Consider the following 18,814-nt stretch of genomic DNA (forward strand, 5'->3'; position numbering starts at 1 on the left):
GTTATTTACAAAAAAGCAATATAGATTAATAAAAATTATTGATGGATTGGACATAATAAAGACCCGAAGCGTGCTTTTTCGTCCCTTTAACTGCCCGATTAGCGTTTTTATCCTACAGTTTCTTTACCCCTGCCCGATAAATTTAGAGCAAGGTTGAATAAGGAGTTTTCTGATGCTGAAGTTAATGAGCCGGTTAAGTGTTGCTCAACGTCTTGTGTCGTTGCTCGCCATTGCCGCAATTGGAACGGTGCTGATGGTGGCGTTTATGATGTTTATTTTACGCGGCCTTTTGGTTGATGAAGAGCAACATAAATTGGATGCAGTTCTAGCCGTTGCTCATGGCATCACGGCACATTATTACCAACAGCAGCAAGCTGGAGAACTGACCGAGTCGCAAGCACAAGATGCAGCTATTGCGCGCTTAAACGAACTGCGTTACGAAGGTAACGAGTATGTATTTAGCCTTAATCGCGACGGAGTTCTCGTTCAACATCCTTTTAGTAAGAAGCTGGTAGGTACCGACGTCACAGGTTATAAGGACCCAGAGGGTGTGCAGTTGTTTCAACTGATGTTAGATAGAACCCGCAGCGCAGACCAAGCAACGGTCGAGTACGTTTGGCAAAAAGGCAGTGACGCAGGAAACTTAGTGCCGAAAATTAGTCGAGTGATCACCTTTGCACCATGGAATTGGGTGATCGGTACCGGGCAGTACATGGATAACATCAGCGCCATGTTGTGGGCGCAATTTTGGAAACTGTTTGGTTTAGCGATTGTGCTATCGCTGCCCTTGCTGGCGCTATTCGCGCTCATTATTCGCTCCATTACCCGCCCACTCGGCCGTATTCGAACCGCGATGATAGCCATTGCCGAAGGCGAAGGTGATCTCACGCGTCGCCTGGAAACCCATGGTAATGACGAAATTTCCGCGGTAGCGGCAAGCTTTAACCAATTCGTCGCGAACATTCAGCGGTTGATTAAGTCGGTGCAGGAGTCAGCGTTGACCGAAGAAAACGTTGCCAAGCATTTGAATAGCTTAGCCAAGAGCAGCCAGCATAAATCGCAGGAACTCACCAAACAGACTGATTCAGTGGCAACCGCCATTACTGAATTATCATCCTCTGCAGGCGAAGTAGCGGACCATGCGCGCAGAGCGGCTGAATCTGCATCAACAGCCGACGAAGAGTCGGGTCGTTCAGCAATTATTGTCCGCGATTCGGTGAACCGAATTGAAGCACTTACCGCACAGTTACAAAAAGCCGGCGCAGAAGCGCGAACCTTACGTGAGGGTTCAGAAAAGATAGGCACAATCTTAAGTACGATCATCGCTATCGCTGAACAAACCAATTTACTGGCACTAAACGCTGCCATTGAAGCGGCTCGTGCTGGTGATGCTGGCCGCGGGTTCGCTGTCGTCGCCGACGAAGTGCGAACTCTCGCCACTCGCACCCAACATTCAACCGATGAAATATCAACCATTGTTGAATCAATTCAGTCAGCCATTAAAGGCGTAAACAACATCATCAATGATGTTGAACAACGTTCTGAAGAGACAAACACTGAGGCGTTGAAGGCGGAACAAGCGATCAGCCGTATTCAAGAAGCGGTTGCAAATATTTCGACAATGAATATTCAAATAGCCACCGCGACCGATGAACAAAGCCGTGTTACCAAAGATCTCAACGTAAACATTACAGATATCAGTGAACTCTCGAATGAAAATAGTCGGTCAACAGCAGATTTAGCAGAAGTTGGGCGTGAACTTACCGAGAGCAGTGACAACCTATCCAAACTTGTCGGCCGGTTTAAAGCATAAGGTAGATAGACCATCGTTAGATGACTTTGATAACAAGCCATTAACATACTAGGCTTTGTACTCATAAGTTGACGCATAGTTTATGCGCAAGTACACGGTTTTGCACCGCTTTTTATACAATCAATCTGTATTTTTAGGTTGCGACATCGTAGAATAGTGCCAGCTTTTTTAAGGTTATATAAAGCTGTCACATTTGAACTCTACACCGCGGAAACTAACGATGAGTCAAACAATTCCACAACAACCGATCGAATATAATATGAAGGTCGTTCGACAGTTTACTGTCATGACCATTATTTGGGGTATCGTCGGGATGTCGTTGGGCGTGATTATTGCTGCCCAGCTGGTATGGCCTGAGTTGAACTTTGATACACCTTGGTTCACCTACTCTCGCCTTCGCCCACTGCATACCAATGCAGTCATCTTCGCTTTTGGTACCAGTGCGTTATTTGCAACGTCTTACTATGTTGCACAAAAAACCTGTAAAACCCGCTTGTTTTCGGACAAACTGGCAGCGTTTACCTTCTGGGGTTGGCAAGCCGTTATTGTTGGCGCCATTATCACCCTGCCAATGGGTATCACTACCACGAAAGAATATGCAGAGCTTGAATGGCCAATCGATATCTTGATTGCCATCGTCTGGATCGCCTACGTAATAGTGTTTTTTGGTACCTTGGCGAAACGTAAAACGTCGCACATCTATGTTGCAAATTGGTTCTACGGTGGTTTTATTGTCACAATCGCTGCGCTCCATATTGGCAATAGTTTGGCAGTGCCGGTTTCGTTCACCAAATCCTACTCAATCTATGCCGGTGCCGTTGACGCCATGATGCAATGGTGGTGGGGACATAACGCAGTAGGTTTCCTGCTCACTGCGGGATTCTTGGGTATGATGTACTATTTTGTGCCTAAGCAAGCAGAACGTCCTGTCTACTCCTACCGTTTATCGGTTGTTCACTTCTGGGCATTGATTTCTTTATATATTTGGGCAGGTTCGCACCATTTGCATTACACTGCCCTGCCAGATTGGACGCAGTCTGTGGGTATGGTGATGTCGGTGATTCTGTTTGTACCCTCATGGGGCGGTATGATCAACGGTATTATGACTCTGTCTGGCGCATGGCATAAACTCCGTACAGACCCTATCTTACGCTTCCTGATCGTTTCACTGTCATTCTACGGCATGTCAACGTTCGAAGGCCCAATGATGGCGATCAAATCGGTCAATGCGCTTTCGCACTACACGGACTGGACCATCGGTCACGTTCACTCAGGCGCTCTAGGCTGGGTAGCAATGATCACGATTGGTTCGATGTATTATCTGGTCCCTCGTTTGTTTAACCAAAAAGCGATTCACAGCATTCGTTTGGTTAATGTGCATTTCTGGCTGCACACTATCGGTGTGGTGTTCTACATCGTTTCGATGTGGATTTCAGGCGTAATGCAAGGTTTGATGTGGCGTGCCACTAACCCTGACGGCACCCTAACCTACAGCTTTGTAGAGGGTGTTCAGGCATCATACCCATTCTGGACGGGCCGATTTATTGGTGGCTTATTCATTGTTACCGGTATGTTCCTAATGGCATACAACTGTTATAAAACCATCCGTGCTGGTCAGCGTGAAACTGCTGCGGGCAACGTAGTTCAGACCGCCTAAGGAGTCGTCGATGAGCAAGATTAAACACGAATCCGTAGAGAAAAATCTGGGATGGCTTTCGATCTTTATGATCATTGCCATCTCAATTGGTGGTTTGGTTGAAATCACGCCACTGATTTTCCAAAAACAAACCAACGAGCCGGTCGACGGGTTAAAACCTTACACTGCGTTGCAGTTGGAAGGTCGCGATATCTTTATGCGTGAAGGTTGTACTAACTGCCATAGCCAAATGATTCGCCCTTTCCGTGCAGAAACGGAGCGTTATGGTCACTATTCGCTGGCTGGCGAATCTGTTTGGGAACACCCGTTCTTGTGGGGGTCCAAACGCACAGGACCTGACTTAGCCCGTGTAGGCGGACGTTATAGTGACCAGTGGCACTACGTGCACTTGATGAATCCACGAAATGTGGTTCCAGAATCTAACATGCCAGGCTTCCCGTGGTTGGCGGAACGTAAGCTAACAGGTGAACTCACGGCGAAGAAAATGCGCGTATTCCGCTCATTCGGTGTGCCATATACCGACGAACAAATTGCTAATGCGAAACAAGCTGTTCAAGGTAAAACTGAAATGGAAGCACTGATTGCTTACCTTCAGTCGTTGGGTACTGCACTTAAACGGGCAGAGTAAGACCATGGATTATGGAACTTGGCGGGGGCTATTTACGATTGTACTTTTGGTATTGTTTATTGCCATTATTTTTTGGTCGTATAGTCGTCGCTCAAAAAAAGCATTTGATGAAGCCGCAAATTCGATTTTTGATGAAGATCAAAAATCGGAATCTGTGAGCCAAGAATCGGAGTCAAAGAAAGATGAGTAGCTTCTGGAGCGCATGGATCATTGTGCTAACGCTGGGCTTGTTGATTGCCCTCATTGTGCTGTTGCGTTGGAACATGAAAAACTACACCGACGTGGAAGAAGGTGAGTTAATGGACCACGAGTTCGACGGTATCGTGGAAATTAATAACCCCCTTCCTAAGTGGTGGACCTATTTGTTCTGGGCATGTTTTGCTTGGGGTTTTATTTATTTAGCACTCTACCCTGGCTTAGGTAACTTTCCAGGGTTATTGGGTTGGAAAAGTTCCAACCAAGATGTGCAATCGCTAGCAGAGTCTAAAGCGGCGATGAAAAAGGCCAAAGAAGAAGGTTTAATTGTCCAGTATGACCGCGAAATGCGCGCTGCTGAGGCAAAATACGGTCCGATCTTTGAAAAGTATGCCTCTCAGTCAATTGATGAATTGCTTAATAACGAGAAGGCGTTGGAAGTTGGTCAACGGTTATTTCTGCAAAACTGTTCACAGTGCCACGGTTCAAACGCTATGGGTGGTCAAGGCTTCCCGAACCTAACCGACGATGATTGGTTGTATGGTGGTTCATACGAAACCATCAAAACGACGTTACGCAACGGTCGCCAAGGTCAAATGCCGGCGTGGGGTGAGCAATTTAGCGACCAGCAAATTACTGCGCTGGCAAACTATGTAGCTAGCTTAAGTGGCCGTGAGCGTGACGCTGACTTGGTTGCTCAAGGTAAAAAACTGTTTACGGTTTGCGCCGCCTGTCACGGTCAGGACGGTAAAGGTAACCAAAATATTGGTTCAGCCAACCTAACCGACAGCATTTGGTTGTACGGTGGCTCTATCAGCACTATTAAAGAAACCCTGAAATATGGCCGCCACGGTGTTATGCCGGCGTGGAAAGATATCCTCGGTGAGGATAAAATACACGTAGTTGCAGCATATATTTACAGCTTATCTCACGATAAGTAAGGTTGAAATAAGCCCCGCAACTGCGGGGCTTTTTGTTATTAAAGGAGAAAGTATTATGGAGAAACCTTGGTATAAGCAGTTCTGGCCATGGTTTCTAATTGGCGTGCCTTTCATTGTTATTGTGGTGTGCACGACAATTATCTTCATTTCAAACTATTTGGGCGGCTTCAATATGGTAGTCGATGACTACTATAAACGTGGTAAAGCAATTAACGCCGTCGTCCACAGAGTGAAAAAGGCGCGTGAACTTGGCATTACCTTTGGATTTACTGCCCACGATGGTCAATTCGTTGTGCGTTACACCGGTGGTCAGCCGAAAGAATTAACAGCAATTAAAGTCAGTTTTTATCATGCCACCATTGCTACAAAAGACTTCCAACGACTGGTTCCGGTGAATGCCGACGGTATTTACCGCACTGACATTCCAAAAGATATCAGTGGTAAATGGACTATAACCATCGAGCCATTCGATGAGAGCTGGAAAGTCAGTGAGCAATTTATGTTACCAAAAACCGACGAAACGGCGCTGGAACCTAAGCTCTATGGGGTCTGATGCGGAGCGCTGCTTTCATTGTCGGCAACCGATTCCTCATAATGTGCAATTGTCGGTTGCCTACCACGGCGAAGATAAACCTGTTTGTTGCTATGGTTGCCAAGCGGTAGCAGAAACTATTATTGGCAGCGGTATGGATAATTTTTATCAGTACCGTGATGATGATGCCCTTTTCAATACACCGTTGATACCCGAGGGTTTAACGGATTTCAGCCTTTACGATCATCCACAGTTGCAACACGATTTTGTTTCTCAACAAGGCGCTGTTCAGCAAATCGCGTTGTCCGTTGATGATATAACCTGCGCTGCCTGCGCGTGGTTAATTGAGCGTCAATTAGGCAGCTTACCTGGGGTTAAAGACGTGGTGGTAAATGTAAGCCATCGTCGTATAACCGTGCGCTGGGATAAACAGCAGGCATCGCTTAGCGCAATACTGAATGCCTTGCTTAAAATAGGCTATCGGGCATTCCCTTTTAGGCCTGATCAACAGGAACAAAGGCTGAAACAACAAAAGTTGTCGCTAATCAAGCGTTTAGGCGTGGCAGGCATTGCATCAATGCAAGTAATGATGGGGGCCGTCGGCTTGTATTTTGGCGTTGTTTCAGATCTAGATTCCACTGCTCGTTCGTTTTTATGGTTCATTAGTTTACTCTTCGCGACTCCCGTTATTTTATATAGTGCAACGCCATTCTATTGGAGCGCTTTACGTAGCTTGCAAGCTGGTCGCGCTAATATGGATGTACCTGTGTCGATAGCCCTTCTTGGTGCTTATATAGCAAGCGCCTATGCGGCTTTTTCAAGACACGGTGAAGTGTATTTTGAATCAATATCAATGTTCACCTTTTTCCTGCTCGCCGGACGATATTTGGAAGTACTGGCGAAAGACAAAGCCACACAAGCTGCGTCGAATAGAATGACTGTGGTACCCGAATTAGCCACCCGTGAATTAGCGGATGGAGGTACCGAGAGCGTGGCGGTTCGGCAACTGCAACCCGGTGATATTATTTATGTGACCCCTGGCGCGACGTTGGCGGCTGACGGCGTTCTCTTATCCAAAACTGGCGCATTTGATGAAAGCCTGCTGACGGGAGAGAGCCAAGCGCGATTGAAGCTAGAGGGTGATGATGTGATTGCAGGCAGCATTAACCAGCAGCAACCGATTCGCGTAAAAGTTACCGCAACCCAACAGAACACCGTTTTAGCCGGGCTTGTGGCGCTGCAAGACATGGCGTTAGCGGATAAACCGAAGGGGCAAAAGACGGTTGATAAGGTTGCGCAATATTTTGTCTTAGCATTACTTTTGTTGGCAGGTGTAACCTACCTTATTTGGTGGTGGATACAGCCCGATCACGCACTATGGGTAACACTGTCAGTATTAGTGGCTACTTGCCCTTGCGCCCTGTCATTAGCTGCACCGACTGCCGTTACTGGCGTTATCCACCGGTTAAATCGATTAGGTGTGTTAGTAAAAAAAATGGGGCTTATTGATACGGCCGCAAAGTTGACGACGATTGTCTTTGACAAAACGGGCACGCTAACTAGAGGTGAATTCCGCATCACTGATCGCAACGATTTTGCCGACGAAGTTAATAATAATGCAATTATTGCGAACCTTGAGGCGCAGTCCGAGCACCCTATTGGACGTTTCTTGCACAGCCTCAGCGATCAGCAGTTACAGGTGGTTGACCGCGAGAATCATCCGGGTGCAGGCGTTGCTGGTACAATTAATGGCGTCACCTATCGCTTAGGTCGTCCTGATTGGATTAAGCAATGGCATCCTCATTGGCAACCGACAATTGAAACGCAAGTGGTGTTAGCCACTTCCTCAGAGGTGTTAACAGAACTTCAACTCGCGGATACGCCACGTAAAGATGCGGCATCAACGATAAAAGAATTACAGCGCCAAGGTATTCGCTGTGTAATGTTAACAGGTGATCAGCAGTCAGCAGCAGAACGCACAGCAAAAGAATTGGGGATAACCGAGGTCTTTGCTAACTGTCTACCACAAGAAAAATTACAATGGTTGGCATTGCAACAGCAGCAGGGTCAGTGTGTGTGGATGGTTGGGGATGGTTTGAATGATGGTCCTGTACTTGCTCAAGCCGATGCTTCTATTACCTTTGCAGAAGCCTCTGATTTAGCAAGGAACGCCGCCGATACGTTGGTGTTAAAAGGCCGATTAAGCGCCATTTTAGATATTCTCTCGAGTGTGCGCAAAGCGCGCAGTATTATGCAGCAAAACTTTATATGGGCCACAGGATACAATCTGGCGATTTTACCGCTTGCGATGATGGGCATGGTGGCGCCTTGGGCTGCAGCTATCGGGATGTCACTAAGCTCTTTGTTGGTTATTGTAAATGCTTTAAGGTTATATAAATTATGAGTGTATTTTACTTACTAATTCCTATTGCCATGGTATTGGGCGTTATCGCGGTTTACGTGTTTTTTTGGGCAGTGCGAGGGAAACAGTTTGATGACCTCGAGCGCCATGGTCATGACATTCTGATGGACGATGATGAACGGTCTACTACCAACGGGCATCAACATCAGGAGAACCGCTCAACCAAACAGGAACGCTAAATGGATTTAACAACGGCGTTGCTCATGGGATTGGCGGGCGCAGGCCACTGTTTTGCTATGTGCGGTGGTTTGGCTGCCGCGATTGGTATGCAGAATAAGCGCAGTCGTATCTACCTCTATCATCTCGGGCGCTTGAGTTCGTACATGTTATTGGGCGCGATTGTGGCGGCGGTAGTAGACGGGTTAGGCTTGCGCATGGGACTTACCCACATGGTATTACGCTGGGTTGCAGGTGCATTTTTGATTGCACTCGGTTTATACATTACCAATATCTGGCGCGGCTTGGTGGTTATCGAGCGCATAGCGTTGCCATTGTGGCGCAGGATTCAACCACTCGCACAGCGTATTCGTCGCCATGACGGTCTATTTATGAGTTATCTAGCGGGTGCATTTTGGGGCTGGCTACCCTGTGGTTTGGTTTACAGTGCGCTCACTTGGGCTGCTATCAGTGGCAACGCCATCAATGGCGCCCTAACGATGCTATTTTTCGGTATCGGTACCTTACCAGCCATGCTTTTCGCCAGCCATTTTAGCCATGCCTTGCGCGCGGTATTGGCAACCAAAGGCTTTCGTTTACTCATGGGCACCCTGCTGATCGTTTATGGCCTTTGGACCTGGGCAATGTTATTGATGCACTAGGCATTTTTAGTAAATATCGGCTATGGTTTAAGGAGCATTTATTGTCGTTAAGCTTGAGGTCGATATGGAAGATTTTGCGCATATCTTGGTGGTGCTCGATCCCGCCGACGAACAGCACAAAGCGCTACGTCGCGCGTTGCATCTAGCCAGTTTTAAACAGACAAAAGTCACCGTTTTTCTCTCCATCTACGATTTTTCCTATGAGATGACAACCATGTTGTCTGCCGAAGAGCGTGAGCTTATGCGGTCGACGCTGATCCACGATCGGCGGGTGTGGATTGATGACCTGCTGTCACAAGAAGTGGCGGAAGGAATGAAAGTAGAGTCAGTGGTGGTATGGCACAACCGCCCTTTTGAAGCGATCATCGAAACGGCACAAAAGCATGGCGCTGACTTGATTGTTAAGGGCACACACCAGCATTCTATTTGGCAGAATCTATTGTTTACTCCCACCGATTGGCATTTGATTCGTAAAGCTCCCTGCCCTGTATTGCTGGTCAAGGAGCATGCCTGGCCTGAGCACGGCAAGATCATCAGCGCCGTCAACGCCGGCTCCGAGGACGATGCGCACATCTCGTTAAACCGTAAAATCATGGACTATGCAAAATTGGTAGGGAGCTATCTCGATGCAGAGGTTCATGCAGTGAATGCCTGCCCCGGAGCGCCGATGAATATTGCGGTTGAGATTCCTGAATACGACGTCACTCAATACACCGAAACATTATTAAAGCAACATAAACAACGGCTGGCGGAACTGGCTAAAAATTACGCGTTAGCGCCGGCACAACAGCACGTTATTCAAGGGTTACCGGAACAAGTTATTCCACAGCAAGCAAAAGATTTAGACGCCGAATTAGTGATCCTCGGAACCATTGGTAGAACTGGCTTCAAGGCTGCGCTGTTGGGTAACACGGCTGAGCACGTTATCGACCAATTAAATTGTGATGTGCTAGCAGTGAAACCCGACGGTTTTAGTTCACAAGTAGGTGGCTAGATAAAATTCGCGCCGTCACCCGTGCTACGTTATAATTGCGCCGTTTTTGCACACAGAAAGAGAGTTTGTCGTATGACTCAAGCGGCTAGTCAGCGTAGCAGCCATAATTTCAATAAGCTTCAGAAGCGTCTCCGTCGTGAGACGGGGAAAGCCATTCAAACGTATAACATGATCGAAGATGGCGATCGCGTTATGGTTTGCCTATCTGGCGGAAAAGATAGTTATACCCTGCTCGATATTCTGCGCTACTTGCAGCGCGTTGCACCTATTCGGTTTGATATTGTTGCGGTAAATTTAGACCAAAAGCAGCCGGGATTCCCTGAGCATATTCTTCCTCAGTACCTTGACGCTCAAGGGGTTGAGTACAAGATTGTAGAGGAAGATACCTACAGTATTGTGAAAGAAAAAATCCCCGAAGGAAAAACTACCTGCTCGCTCTGCTCTCGACTCCGTCGTGGCATTCTCTATCGCACCGCGACTGAGTTGAAAGCGACCAAAATCGCTTTGGGTCATCACCGTGATGACATGCTGGAAACGCTATTCTTGAATATGTTCCATGGCGGCAAATTAAAGTCTATGCCGCCTAAATTGGTCACCGACGACAAACAACATATCGTTATTCGGCCGTTAGCTTTCGTGCGCGAAAAGGACATTGAAAAGTACTCACGGACCATGGAGTTTCCTATCATTCCATGCAATTTATGTGGCTCGCAAGAGAACTTGCAGCGCCAAGCGGTTAAGCAAATGCTGAATCAATGGGATAAGCAATTCCCCGGTCGTATTGAAAGTCTGTTTACTGCAATGCAGAACGTTGTACCGTCCCATTTGGCAGATGGTGAGTTATTTGATTTTGCTGGTGTAGACCAGACTCGAGAGGGCTTTGAAGGCGATACCGCTTTCGATCCGCCAAGCTTTAGTGAAAATTTTTCCGCCAATGACAATGCGTTGGACGACGAAGATAACGCCGTCCAACGTATTGCGATTAAGGAGCTGCGTTAATTTCTTTCACAATTGGGCGGTTTACGCGAATCATATCATCCAATATGTCGATGTAATGCTGCCCTTTTTCTGAATAGCTATGCAAGCCCTCGATCAATTTGACCGCCGTGACAGGCTCCCCATCTAACCGCTGTTCTTCGCGAATTAGGCGCAACTCCAAGTATGCTGGGTGCGAGTTGATATTACGCATGTAGCTGCGAATTGAGGCGTTGACCGAATCGAATTTTGCTACCTCATGGCGGCCGTCATCGTCGCGCGAAGACGGAATCAGTCCACACCCTTTTTTGTAACACCATTGGCCAAAAAAGTTTAAACCCTCGGTGGCAAAGCGTGAGGTTCCCCAGCCAGATTCATTGGCGGCCTGCACCAGCACTAACATTTCCGGAATGATATCGATGCGCCGCCGCAACAGCGTAAACAGGTCATCGTTGATCGTTTCATCCGAGAGCTCATAAACTTCGGCCATTTTTTGCAGCCACTGTTGATCGTCATTGCTTAACGTCTCGCCCTGTTGCCAGCGCTGATAGAGATTCAACAAGCGTTCACGTTGATGGAGAATGCGGAGGTTTTCTGCGTGCACAGCGGGCAGTAAAAATTCGAAAAACGCTGCCTTTTTCTTTTTCACGTCCTGATAGTTGGTAAAATCCGGCACTTCGGTATGGATTTCGACATCAGGAACAGGGGGTAAGCTTGAGCTCACCTCAGGTTCAGGCTGCCGCAATAACCACGGTGTTAATAAGGCTAACACCGTCGCGATAACAATAACGGCACCCATAAAATACGATGTTTTCGATGCTTTCTGCATAAACTCTATGCACTCCAGTTATCTTCGTTTCTGTTCGTTGGTTGCGCACTATCGTCAGTCGTCACCTGAACGCCCACGACATCGCGGTATAGTACACCAATCACATTATACGTCATTGGTAGCATCCAGATCAGGCCCAAAAATAATGGTAGCGCAGCAACAATCAGCAACACGCCCAAACACAGCGTGATCAACACGAATTGTGGTAGCGCCTTATGTGCAATCACAAACGAGGCATAAAGCGCGCTCAATGGCCCCATTTTTCGTTCCGCAACAAGCGGTACCGCAAGCATAAAGCAAGAGGTGATATACAACGAACTAAGAATGGTTAACGCCGGATGGAACAGCAGCGCCAGTTGATTTACGACAACAGCAATAGCACTACTCAGTAGGCTCACGCTAACCAGCGGTAGTAGCTGTGAAAAGCCGTCGAACATATCGGTTGCCTTGCTACCCAGGCCGATACTGTGGCGAATGCCCATTAATGCGATACCGCCTAAAAACGGTGCGCTAATAGCCGTTTGCAACAAGTTCATTAGCAATTGGGTTTGCGCCGATTGCTGAATCTGTTCCAAACTTACAAAATTGCTGGTGATCACCAAAAACACCAAAATATTGATCGCGATTAGACCGATAAAGGCTAAACATAACGGTGCCCAATGCTTTTGGGTTACCGCAAATCCCTGTTTGATGGTATCGCCGAGGGATAACTGAAAGTCACCTTTCAGTGCGCGTGCTAAGTCGCCACCAATCACTTTTTGTTGCTCTGACATCCCTACTTTGCCTCGTCAGTTATGGTAAAATTGCGCACAGCATAGCAAAGCTGCGCCCAGTTTGTTTTACAAATTATCTTACAGGATGTTTCGTTATGAAGCCGAATCAGCGCAAGCAACCGCGCAAGTCACGCCCACGCCCAGCCAATCCGAAATTGGTCTTATTGAATAAACCTTATGGCACCCTGTCACAGTTTTCTGGCGAAGCAGGCGATAGCACCTTAAAAGCCTTCGTTCCCCACAACGACGTCTACCCTGCAGGTCGCTTGGATAAGGATAGCGAAGGGTTATTGTTGTTGACTAACGACGGTGTGTATCAGGCGCGCTTGGCCGATCCCAAATATAAGGTTTGGAAGACCTACTGGGTTCAGGTTGAAGGAACACCCACCGCAGAGCAACTGCAGCAACTTTGTGATGGTGTTGAATTAAACGATGGTATGACCCGACCTGCGGAAGCCTTTGTGATGCCTGAACCGGCAAATCTGTGGCCCCGCAACCCGCCAGTACGCGAGCGGAAAACGGTGCCAGATAGTTGGCTGTGTATTCGAATCCGCGAAGGTAAAAACCGCCAGGTTAGGCGTATGACTGCGGCCGTCGGCTTACCCACTTTACGCCTTATTCGAGCGGCGATAGGACCGTTTAAATTGGCCAGCTTACAACCGGGAGAGTGGCGTGAAGAGCCACCAGTATGGTAGCCCCGTGGCTACCTTTTTAGCCCCCGCCGTGGTAGAATTCGCGGCACAAATTTTCTGCCATCACCTACAACCGATTGGACACCATAAGCAATATGTCTGAACAACCGCAAAAAGTCATTGTCGGCATGTCCGGCGGCGTAGACTCCTCAGTTTCAGCCTACCTGTTAAAACAGCAGGGCTATCAGGTTGAAGGCCTGTTTATGAAAAACTGGGAAGAAGATGACGACGATGAATATTGTGCAGCGGCCGAAGATCTTGCCGATGCCGAGGCTGTTTGTGAGAAGCTTGAAATTCCGCTGCATACGGTCAACTTTGCGGCAGAGTACTGGGATAACGTGTTTGAGCACTTTTTAGACGAATATCGTGCTGGGCGAACACCAAACCCCGACATTATGTGTAATAAGGAAATCAAGTTTAAAGCATTCTTAGCCTTTGCAGCTGAAGCCTTGGGAGCCGATTTTATTGCTACCGGTCACTATGTCCGGCGTGCTTATGACGGGAGCCAATGGCAATTGCTGCGCGGGATTGATAGCAATAAAGATCAAAGCTACTTCCTTTACACCTTAAGCCACGAACATATCGCGCAAACGTTATTCCCGGTCGGTGAATTGGAAAAACCTGAAGTGCGCAAAATTGCCGACGAACTAGGGTTGGTCACCGCAGCGAAAAAAGACTCAACCGGCATTTGTTTTATCGGTGAACGCAAATTCAAAGACTTTTTACAGCAATATTTGCCTGCCCAGCCCGGTGCCATTGAATCGGTTGATGGCGAAGCTTTGGGTCAGCATGAAGGCTTAATGTACCACACCATTGGGCAACGCAAAGGCTTACACATTGGTGGCATGGCCGATGCCAGCGGTGAACCTTGGTACGTGGTCGATAAAGATGTAGAACGCAACGTGTTGATTGTCGCGCAAGGAAAAAATCACCCTCGCTTGTATTCCTACGGCATGCAGGTCGGCCAATTGCATTGGGTTAACCGCCAAACGCCCAAATTGCCGTTGCGTTGCAGCGTAAAAACACGCTATCGCCAAGCCGACATTCCATGCCAGGTGGTAGCCGCAGCGGATGGTCAACTGCGGGTTGAATTTGATGAGCCGGTTGCGGCCGTGACGCCCGGACAATCAGCGGTGTTCTATCTCGACAGTGTGTGTCTCGGGGGCGGCATTATTGAGGCGCGCCTGACCGATTTTGAGGTTAAGTTATGAATGACTGGGATGATAGGGTCCTAGCGTTAGCCGGTGTGGCACAAGCCGCGACCTGTGTGCAGCGCATCGCTCGCACTGGCGAGGTTGAACCCGCAGCGGCGAGTCACACACTGATTAATAGTGTGTTTATCACCAATCCTAGCTCTACCGTCGACGTTTACGGCAGTATTCCACAACTATTACCGGGACTGCGCACCCTACTCGACCAAATCGGTGCCGCCCGTCAGAAGGATGTCGAACTCACCCGTTATATCGTCGGTATGCTTTATCTTGCTCGCCGCTTGTCGAAGAAGCCGCAGCAATTGCAGGCGCTTGGTCAGCGAATCGAACAAGTGCAACGGCAACGAGAAATGTTCGATTTTGCCGAACACCGTGTGTTGGAAAATTTAGCCAGCATATACAAAGACCTTATTAGTCCACTGGCCAAACCGATGCATATTAATGGCCATCCTGATTTTCTCTCTAAGCCCGCTAATCAACATCATATTCGCGCCCTACTACTTGCCGGTGTGCGCAGCGCCATTCTATGGCTGCAAGTTGGTGGTAAGCGTCGGCATTTCATTTTTTCACGCCGGGCCATGGCGGCCGCGGCGCAACAGCTATTACGTCGTTTGTAGGAGAACAACATGTTGCCATTAAGTGCTTTAACGGCTATTTCCCCGGTTGACGGGCGTTATGGAAGTAAAGTTGATGCCTTGCGTCCTATTTTCAGTGAATACGGCCTTATTCGTTTTCGCGTAGAAGTCGAAGTGCGCTGGCTCCAGGCATTGTCCGCTTGTGAAGGTATTCATGAAGTTCCGGCCTTTAGTGCAGAAACGCATGCGGCATTAAATGCCATTGTTGATAATTTCTCCGTGGCAGATGCTGAACGCGTAAAAGACATCGAGAAAACCACCAACCACGACGTTAAAGCCGTCGAGTACTTACTCAAGGAAAAGGTTGCCGATACTCCTGAACTTGCCGCAGTGAGCGAGTTCATTCACTTTGCCTGTACCTCTGAAGATATCAATAATTTGTCACATGGCTTGATGCTGAAAGCCGCGCGCGACCATGTGATCGTGCCAATGATGTCCGAATTGCTCGAGCAAATTAAGGCTATGGCAAAAGACTTCCGCGCGATACCGATGATGTCGCGGACGCATGGTCAACCGGCGACTCCAAGCACTATGGGTAAAGAGTTTGCCAACGTGGCGGTGCGCTTAGAACGGCAATTAGCCCAAGTTAAACAGGTTGAATTGCTAGGCAAAATTAACGGCGCCGTGGGTAACTATAATGCCCACCTTGCGGCTTATCCGAATGTCGACTGGCACCAATTGTCTGAGCGCTTCGTTAGCGATCTGGGATTAACGTGGAACCCCTACACGACACAAATTGAACCGCATGACTACATCGCCGAGTTGTTTGATGCAGTGAGTCGTTTTAATACTATTTTGATCGATTTCGACCGAGATGTGTGGGGCTATATTGCCCTTAACCACTTTAAACAACGCACCATTGAGGGCGAAGTGGGTTCATCGACTATGCCGCATAAAGTCAATCCAATTGATTTCGAGAACTCTGAGGGTAATTTAGGCATCGCTAACGCGGTAATGCAGCATTTGGCGCAGAAGCTACCTATATCTCGTTGGCAGCGCGACCTTACCGATTCAACCGTATTGCGTAACCTAGGTGTCGGCTTCGCCCACGCCGCTATCGCCTATCAGGCCACAGTAAAAGGGTTGAGTAAATTAGAAGTTAATGAAGAAAACTTGCGCCGCGAACTAAACCAGAATTGGGAGCTATTAGCGGAACCTGTGCAAACCGTCATGCGTCGCTACGGTGTTGAAAAGCCTTATGAAAAATTGAAAGAGCTGACCCGCGGCAAACGTATCAGTCAAGACGATTTAATCGCCTTTATCGAAGCATTGGATGTGCCCGAAGCAGCGAAGGCTGAAATGAAGGCCCTCACCCCAGAAAATTACTTGGGCCGAGCGACACAGTTCGTTGACGATCTGAACTAATGCAGCTTAACGTCGACAGTCAAAACTTCCTTGCGGAATATTGGCAACGTAAGCCGGCGCTATTTCGCCGCGGGTTTGCGGATTTTGCGGATCCGATCGCAGCAGAATTATTGGCGGGTTTAGCGTGTGAAGATGGCGTGGATTCACGAATTGTTGAATCTGCCGCAGATACCGCATCCGGATGGCGAGTCACGCACGGCCCATTTACCGATTACGAGGCATTCGGCGACAGCGATTGGACGTTGTTGGTGCAAGCGGTTAACGAGTGGTTCCCCGATGTCCAAGCATTGTTGAGCGCATTCCGTTTTATCCCGGACTGGCGTTTAGATGATGTGATGGTAAGCTTTGCCTGCCCCAATGGCGGTGTCGGTCCGCATTTAGATCAGTACGATGTGTTTATTATTCAAGGCGAAGGCAGTCGTCGTTGGCGCGTAGGCAACAAACCCAGCAGTGCAGCGCAAGCTTTAGCGCAGCAACAAACAACCACCGATTTACTGCAACTTGCCGAGCCGTTTGATGCCGTCATCGATGAAACCTTAGAGGCAGGTGATATTCTTTATATCCCTGCCGGTTGCCCCCATGAAGGTATCGCTATTACGCCATCACTTGCCTACTCTGTGGGCTTTCGAGCGCCTAACCAAGCAGAGTTATTGGCGCAGTTGGTCGATGCTGCGTTGGAGCATGATAACTGGCAAACGCGTTATAGCGATGATGGGCCTGAGAGTTTTGCGGGTCAACCTTGGCAGGTGTCAGCAACGGCGTTACAGAGCTTTAAACAACTGCTCCATCAGGCGATTGATAGCGACCAAACCGATGCACTTTTATTGCGCGCACTGTCTCAATCGAAGCGCCCGTTAGCTGAGCCAGAAATGTTGGTTACCGAGCCGCTGCTGGCCGAACTGATTAAGCGCCCCGGACAACTTTGTAAGACGCCGGGTGCAAGAGTACTTGCCGCGGCAGACGGCAAAATATATGCCGCTGGTCAATGCTATCCGTTAACGACCGGAACCTCGCCGCTAGCGCAACAATTGGGGGCGTTGACAGACGGGATCGCACTGAGTGAGCTACAGCAGCTTTGCAAAGATGACGACTGTTTAGGGTTGCTGTCAGCGCTATTGAATGACGGTGTTTTGCATTTATTGATCGATGAGGCGGATTCAACTGAAGGCGTGTAAAGGCTAGTTGCTAAACACCTGTTTGAATCGTCAAATTATCTGTTTATTTGGAGTAGCGCACGCCCCGCTATAGTGGTAATGTGCGCGCAATTTTAGACTGAACGAGGACTTGTGATTCATGTCACTATTCGAGCATCCTGAGTTTGATCAGCATGAACAAGTGGTATTTTGCCACGATAAAGAAACTGGCTTAAAAGCAATTATTGCCATTCACGATACCACCTTAGGCCCAAGCTTAGGTGGTACTCGCCTATGGAACTACGCCTCATCGGCTGAAGCATTAACTGACGTGTTACGTTTATCACGCGGCATGACCTATAAAAGCGCTATGGCAGGATTGCCATTAGGCGGCGGTAAGGCCGTGATCATCGGTGATGCAAAAACCATTAAAAGTGAACAACTGTTCCGCGCTTATGGGCGTTTTATCAATTCATTAAGTGGTCGATATATTACTGCTGAAGACGTTAACATCCGTACCAGTGACATCGAGCAAGTGGCAAAAGAGACCACCTTCGTCGCTGGTACTGAAGGTAAAGCGGGTGACCCTTCTCCGCATACGGCTCTAGGCACTTATTTGGGTGTTAAAGCAGCGGCTAAGCACCGCTTGGGTAGCGAAGACCTGTCTGGTGTGAAGGTCGCAATTCAAGGCTTAGGTGCCGTGGGTTACGGTTTGGCCGAGTATCTTGCCAAAGATGGTGCGAAACTGATTGTCACCGACATTAATGAAGAAGCAACGGCTAAAGCGGCGAAAGAATTAGGTGCTGAAGTTGTTGGTTTGGAAGAGATCTACGCTGTTGAAGCGGATATCTATGCGCCATGTGCGCTGGGTGCAACAGTTAACGACGATACGTTAAAAGTTTTGAAAGCAAAAATCATTGCCGGTAGTGCGAACAACCAGTTGGCTACCCCAAAACACGATAAGATCGTTAAAGACATGGGCATTTTGTACGCACCGGATTACGTAATCAATGCTGGTGGTGTCATTCACGTATGCCACGAAGCAGCTAACATGACGTTAGAAGAAACTGAGAAGCGTGTTAACGGTATTTACGATACGCTTGATCGTTTGTTCCAGCGTGCTAACGATGAAAATCGCCCGACTGGCGAAATCGCCGACGAAATGGCGCGCGAAATTATTGCTAATGCGAAAGCGCGTTAA

The 18,814-nt window shown here is 48.2% G+C and carries 19 protein-coding genes; 17 read left to right on the plus strand and 2 right to left on the minus strand.

Annotated features, from left to right (window positions below; all coding sequences use genetic code 11):
• Positions 1–172: 172 nt before the first annotated feature.
• The 11 genes from CWI84_RS00720 to ttcA all read left to right on the plus strand — a co-directional run bounded on the left by CWI84_RS00720 (position 173) and on the right by ttcA (position 10,999).
• On the plus strand, positions 173–1,813 hold the full coding sequence (locus CWI84_RS00720) for a methyl-accepting chemotaxis protein (protein WP_241968690.1): 1,641 nt from the start codon (positions 173–175) through the stop codon (positions 1,811–1,813).
• 220 nt (positions 1,814–2,033) lie between these two features.
• Positions 2,034–3,470 carry a cytochrome-c oxidase, cbb3-type subunit I gene (ccoN, locus tag CWI84_RS00725; protein ID WP_126840662.1) on the plus strand — a complete coding sequence of 479 codons (1,437 nt, stop codon included), beginning with the start codon at positions 2,034–2,036 and terminating at the stop codon, positions 3,468–3,470.
• 10 nt (positions 3,471–3,480) lie between these two features.
• Positions 3,481–4,098, plus strand: a complete 618-nt coding sequence (gene ccoO / locus CWI84_RS00730) for a cytochrome-c oxidase, cbb3-type subunit II (protein ID WP_126840663.1) — start codon at positions 3,481–3,483, stop codon at positions 4,096–4,098.
• A gap of 4 nt (positions 4,099–4,102) precedes the next feature.
• On the plus strand, positions 4,103–4,288 hold the full coding sequence (locus CWI84_RS00735; protein ID WP_126840664.1) for a cbb3-type cytochrome oxidase subunit 3: 186 nt from the start codon (positions 4,103–4,105) through the stop codon (positions 4,286–4,288).
• A complete protein-coding gene (gene ccoP, locus CWI84_RS00740; protein WP_126840665.1) occupies positions 4,281–5,234 on the plus strand; it encodes a cytochrome-c oxidase, cbb3-type subunit III in 954 nt (317 codons plus the stop codon). Before CWI84_RS00735 ends, ccoP begins: the two co-directional genes overlap by 8 nt.
• Positions 5,235–5,289: 55 nt before the next feature.
• Positions 5,290–5,787: a FixH family protein gene (locus tag CWI84_RS00745; protein WP_126840666.1), complete on the plus strand. Its 498-nt coding sequence runs from the start codon at positions 5,290–5,292 to the stop codon at positions 5,785–5,787.
• Complete coding sequence (locus tag CWI84_RS00750) at positions 5,777–8,170, plus strand: heavy metal translocating P-type ATPase (protein ID WP_126840667.1); 2,394 nt, start codon at positions 5,777–5,779, stop codon at positions 8,168–8,170. The genes CWI84_RS00745 and CWI84_RS00750 overlap by 11 nt, the downstream gene beginning before the upstream one ends.
• Complete coding sequence (gene ccoS, locus CWI84_RS00755) at positions 8,167–8,367, plus strand: cbb3-type cytochrome oxidase assembly protein CcoS (RefSeq protein WP_126840668.1); 201 nt, start codon at positions 8,167–8,169, stop codon at positions 8,365–8,367. The genes CWI84_RS00750 and ccoS overlap by 4 nt, the downstream gene beginning before the upstream one ends.
• A complete protein-coding gene (locus CWI84_RS00760) occupies positions 8,368–9,006 on the plus strand; it encodes a sulfite exporter TauE/SafE family protein (protein ID WP_241968691.1) in 639 nt (212 codons plus the stop codon).
• Positions 9,007–9,070: 64 nt separating this feature from the next.
• Positions 9,071–10,000 (plus strand): universal stress protein UspE, encoded by a 930-nt coding sequence (uspE, locus tag CWI84_RS00765; protein ID WP_126840669.1) that lies wholly within the window; start codon positions 9,071–9,073, stop codon positions 9,998–10,000.
• Between the two features lie 72 nt (positions 10,001–10,072).
• The gene (ttcA, locus tag CWI84_RS00770) at positions 10,073–10,999 is read left to right on the plus strand and encodes a tRNA 2-thiocytidine(32) synthetase TtcA (protein ID WP_126840670.1); all 927 of its coding nucleotides are present in this window, start codon (positions 10,073–10,075) and stop codon (positions 10,997–10,999) included.
• Here ttcA and CWI84_RS00775 read toward each other — a convergent pair.
• Positions 10,983–11,804 carry a glucosaminidase domain-containing protein gene (locus tag CWI84_RS00775; RefSeq protein ID WP_241968692.1) on the minus strand — a complete coding sequence of 274 codons (822 nt, stop codon included), beginning with the start codon at positions 11,802–11,804 and terminating at the stop codon, positions 10,983–10,985. The two genes, ttcA and CWI84_RS00775, sit on opposite strands and share 17 nt — an antisense overlap.
• 5 nt (positions 11,805–11,809) lie before the next feature.
• Positions 11,810–12,577: a DUF2189 domain-containing protein gene (locus tag CWI84_RS00780; RefSeq protein WP_126840671.1), complete on the minus strand. Its 768-nt coding sequence runs from the start codon at positions 12,575–12,577 to the stop codon at positions 11,810–11,812.
• Positions 12,578–12,672: 95 nt separating this feature from the next.
• Between CWI84_RS00780 and CWI84_RS00785 the strand changes: the two genes are divergently transcribed.
• From CWI84_RS00785 to CWI84_RS00810, 6 genes are all read left to right on the plus strand, one after another.
• Positions 12,673–13,272, plus strand: coding sequence for a pseudouridine synthase (locus tag CWI84_RS00785; RefSeq protein ID WP_126840672.1), 600 nt, complete (start codon positions 12,673–12,675; stop codon positions 13,270–13,272).
• 92 nt (positions 13,273–13,364) lie between these two features.
• Positions 13,365–14,480 (plus strand): tRNA 2-thiouridine(34) synthase MnmA, encoded by a 1,116-nt coding sequence (gene mnmA, locus CWI84_RS00790; protein ID WP_126840673.1) that lies wholly within the window; start codon positions 13,365–13,367, stop codon positions 14,478–14,480.
• On the plus strand, positions 14,477–15,097 hold the full coding sequence (gene hflD, locus CWI84_RS00795; RefSeq protein ID WP_126840674.1) for a high frequency lysogenization protein HflD: 621 nt from the start codon (positions 14,477–14,479) through the stop codon (positions 15,095–15,097). The genes mnmA and hflD overlap by 4 nt, the downstream gene beginning before the upstream one ends.
• Positions 15,098–15,109: 12 nt before the next feature.
• The gene (purB, locus tag CWI84_RS00800; protein WP_126840901.1) at positions 15,110–16,480 is read left to right on the plus strand and encodes an adenylosuccinate lyase; all 1,371 of its coding nucleotides are present in this window, start codon (positions 15,110–15,112) and stop codon (positions 16,478–16,480) included.
• On the plus strand, positions 16,480–17,655 hold the full coding sequence (locus tag CWI84_RS00805; protein ID WP_126840675.1) for a cupin domain-containing protein: 1,176 nt from the start codon (positions 16,480–16,482) through the stop codon (positions 17,653–17,655). The genes purB and CWI84_RS00805 overlap by 1 nt, the downstream gene beginning before the upstream one ends.
• Positions 17,656–17,773: 118 nt before the next feature.
• On the plus strand, positions 17,774–18,814 hold the full coding sequence (locus CWI84_RS00810) for a Glu/Leu/Phe/Val dehydrogenase dimerization domain-containing protein (RefSeq protein WP_126840676.1): 1,041 nt from the start codon (positions 17,774–17,776) through the stop codon (positions 18,812–18,814).

Origin of the sequence: Idiomarina tyrosinivorans, assembly GCF_003987475.1 — a bacterium.
GTDB classification, from domain to species: domain Bacteria; phylum Pseudomonadota; class Gammaproteobacteria; order Enterobacterales; family Alteromonadaceae; genus Idiomarina; species Idiomarina tyrosinivorans.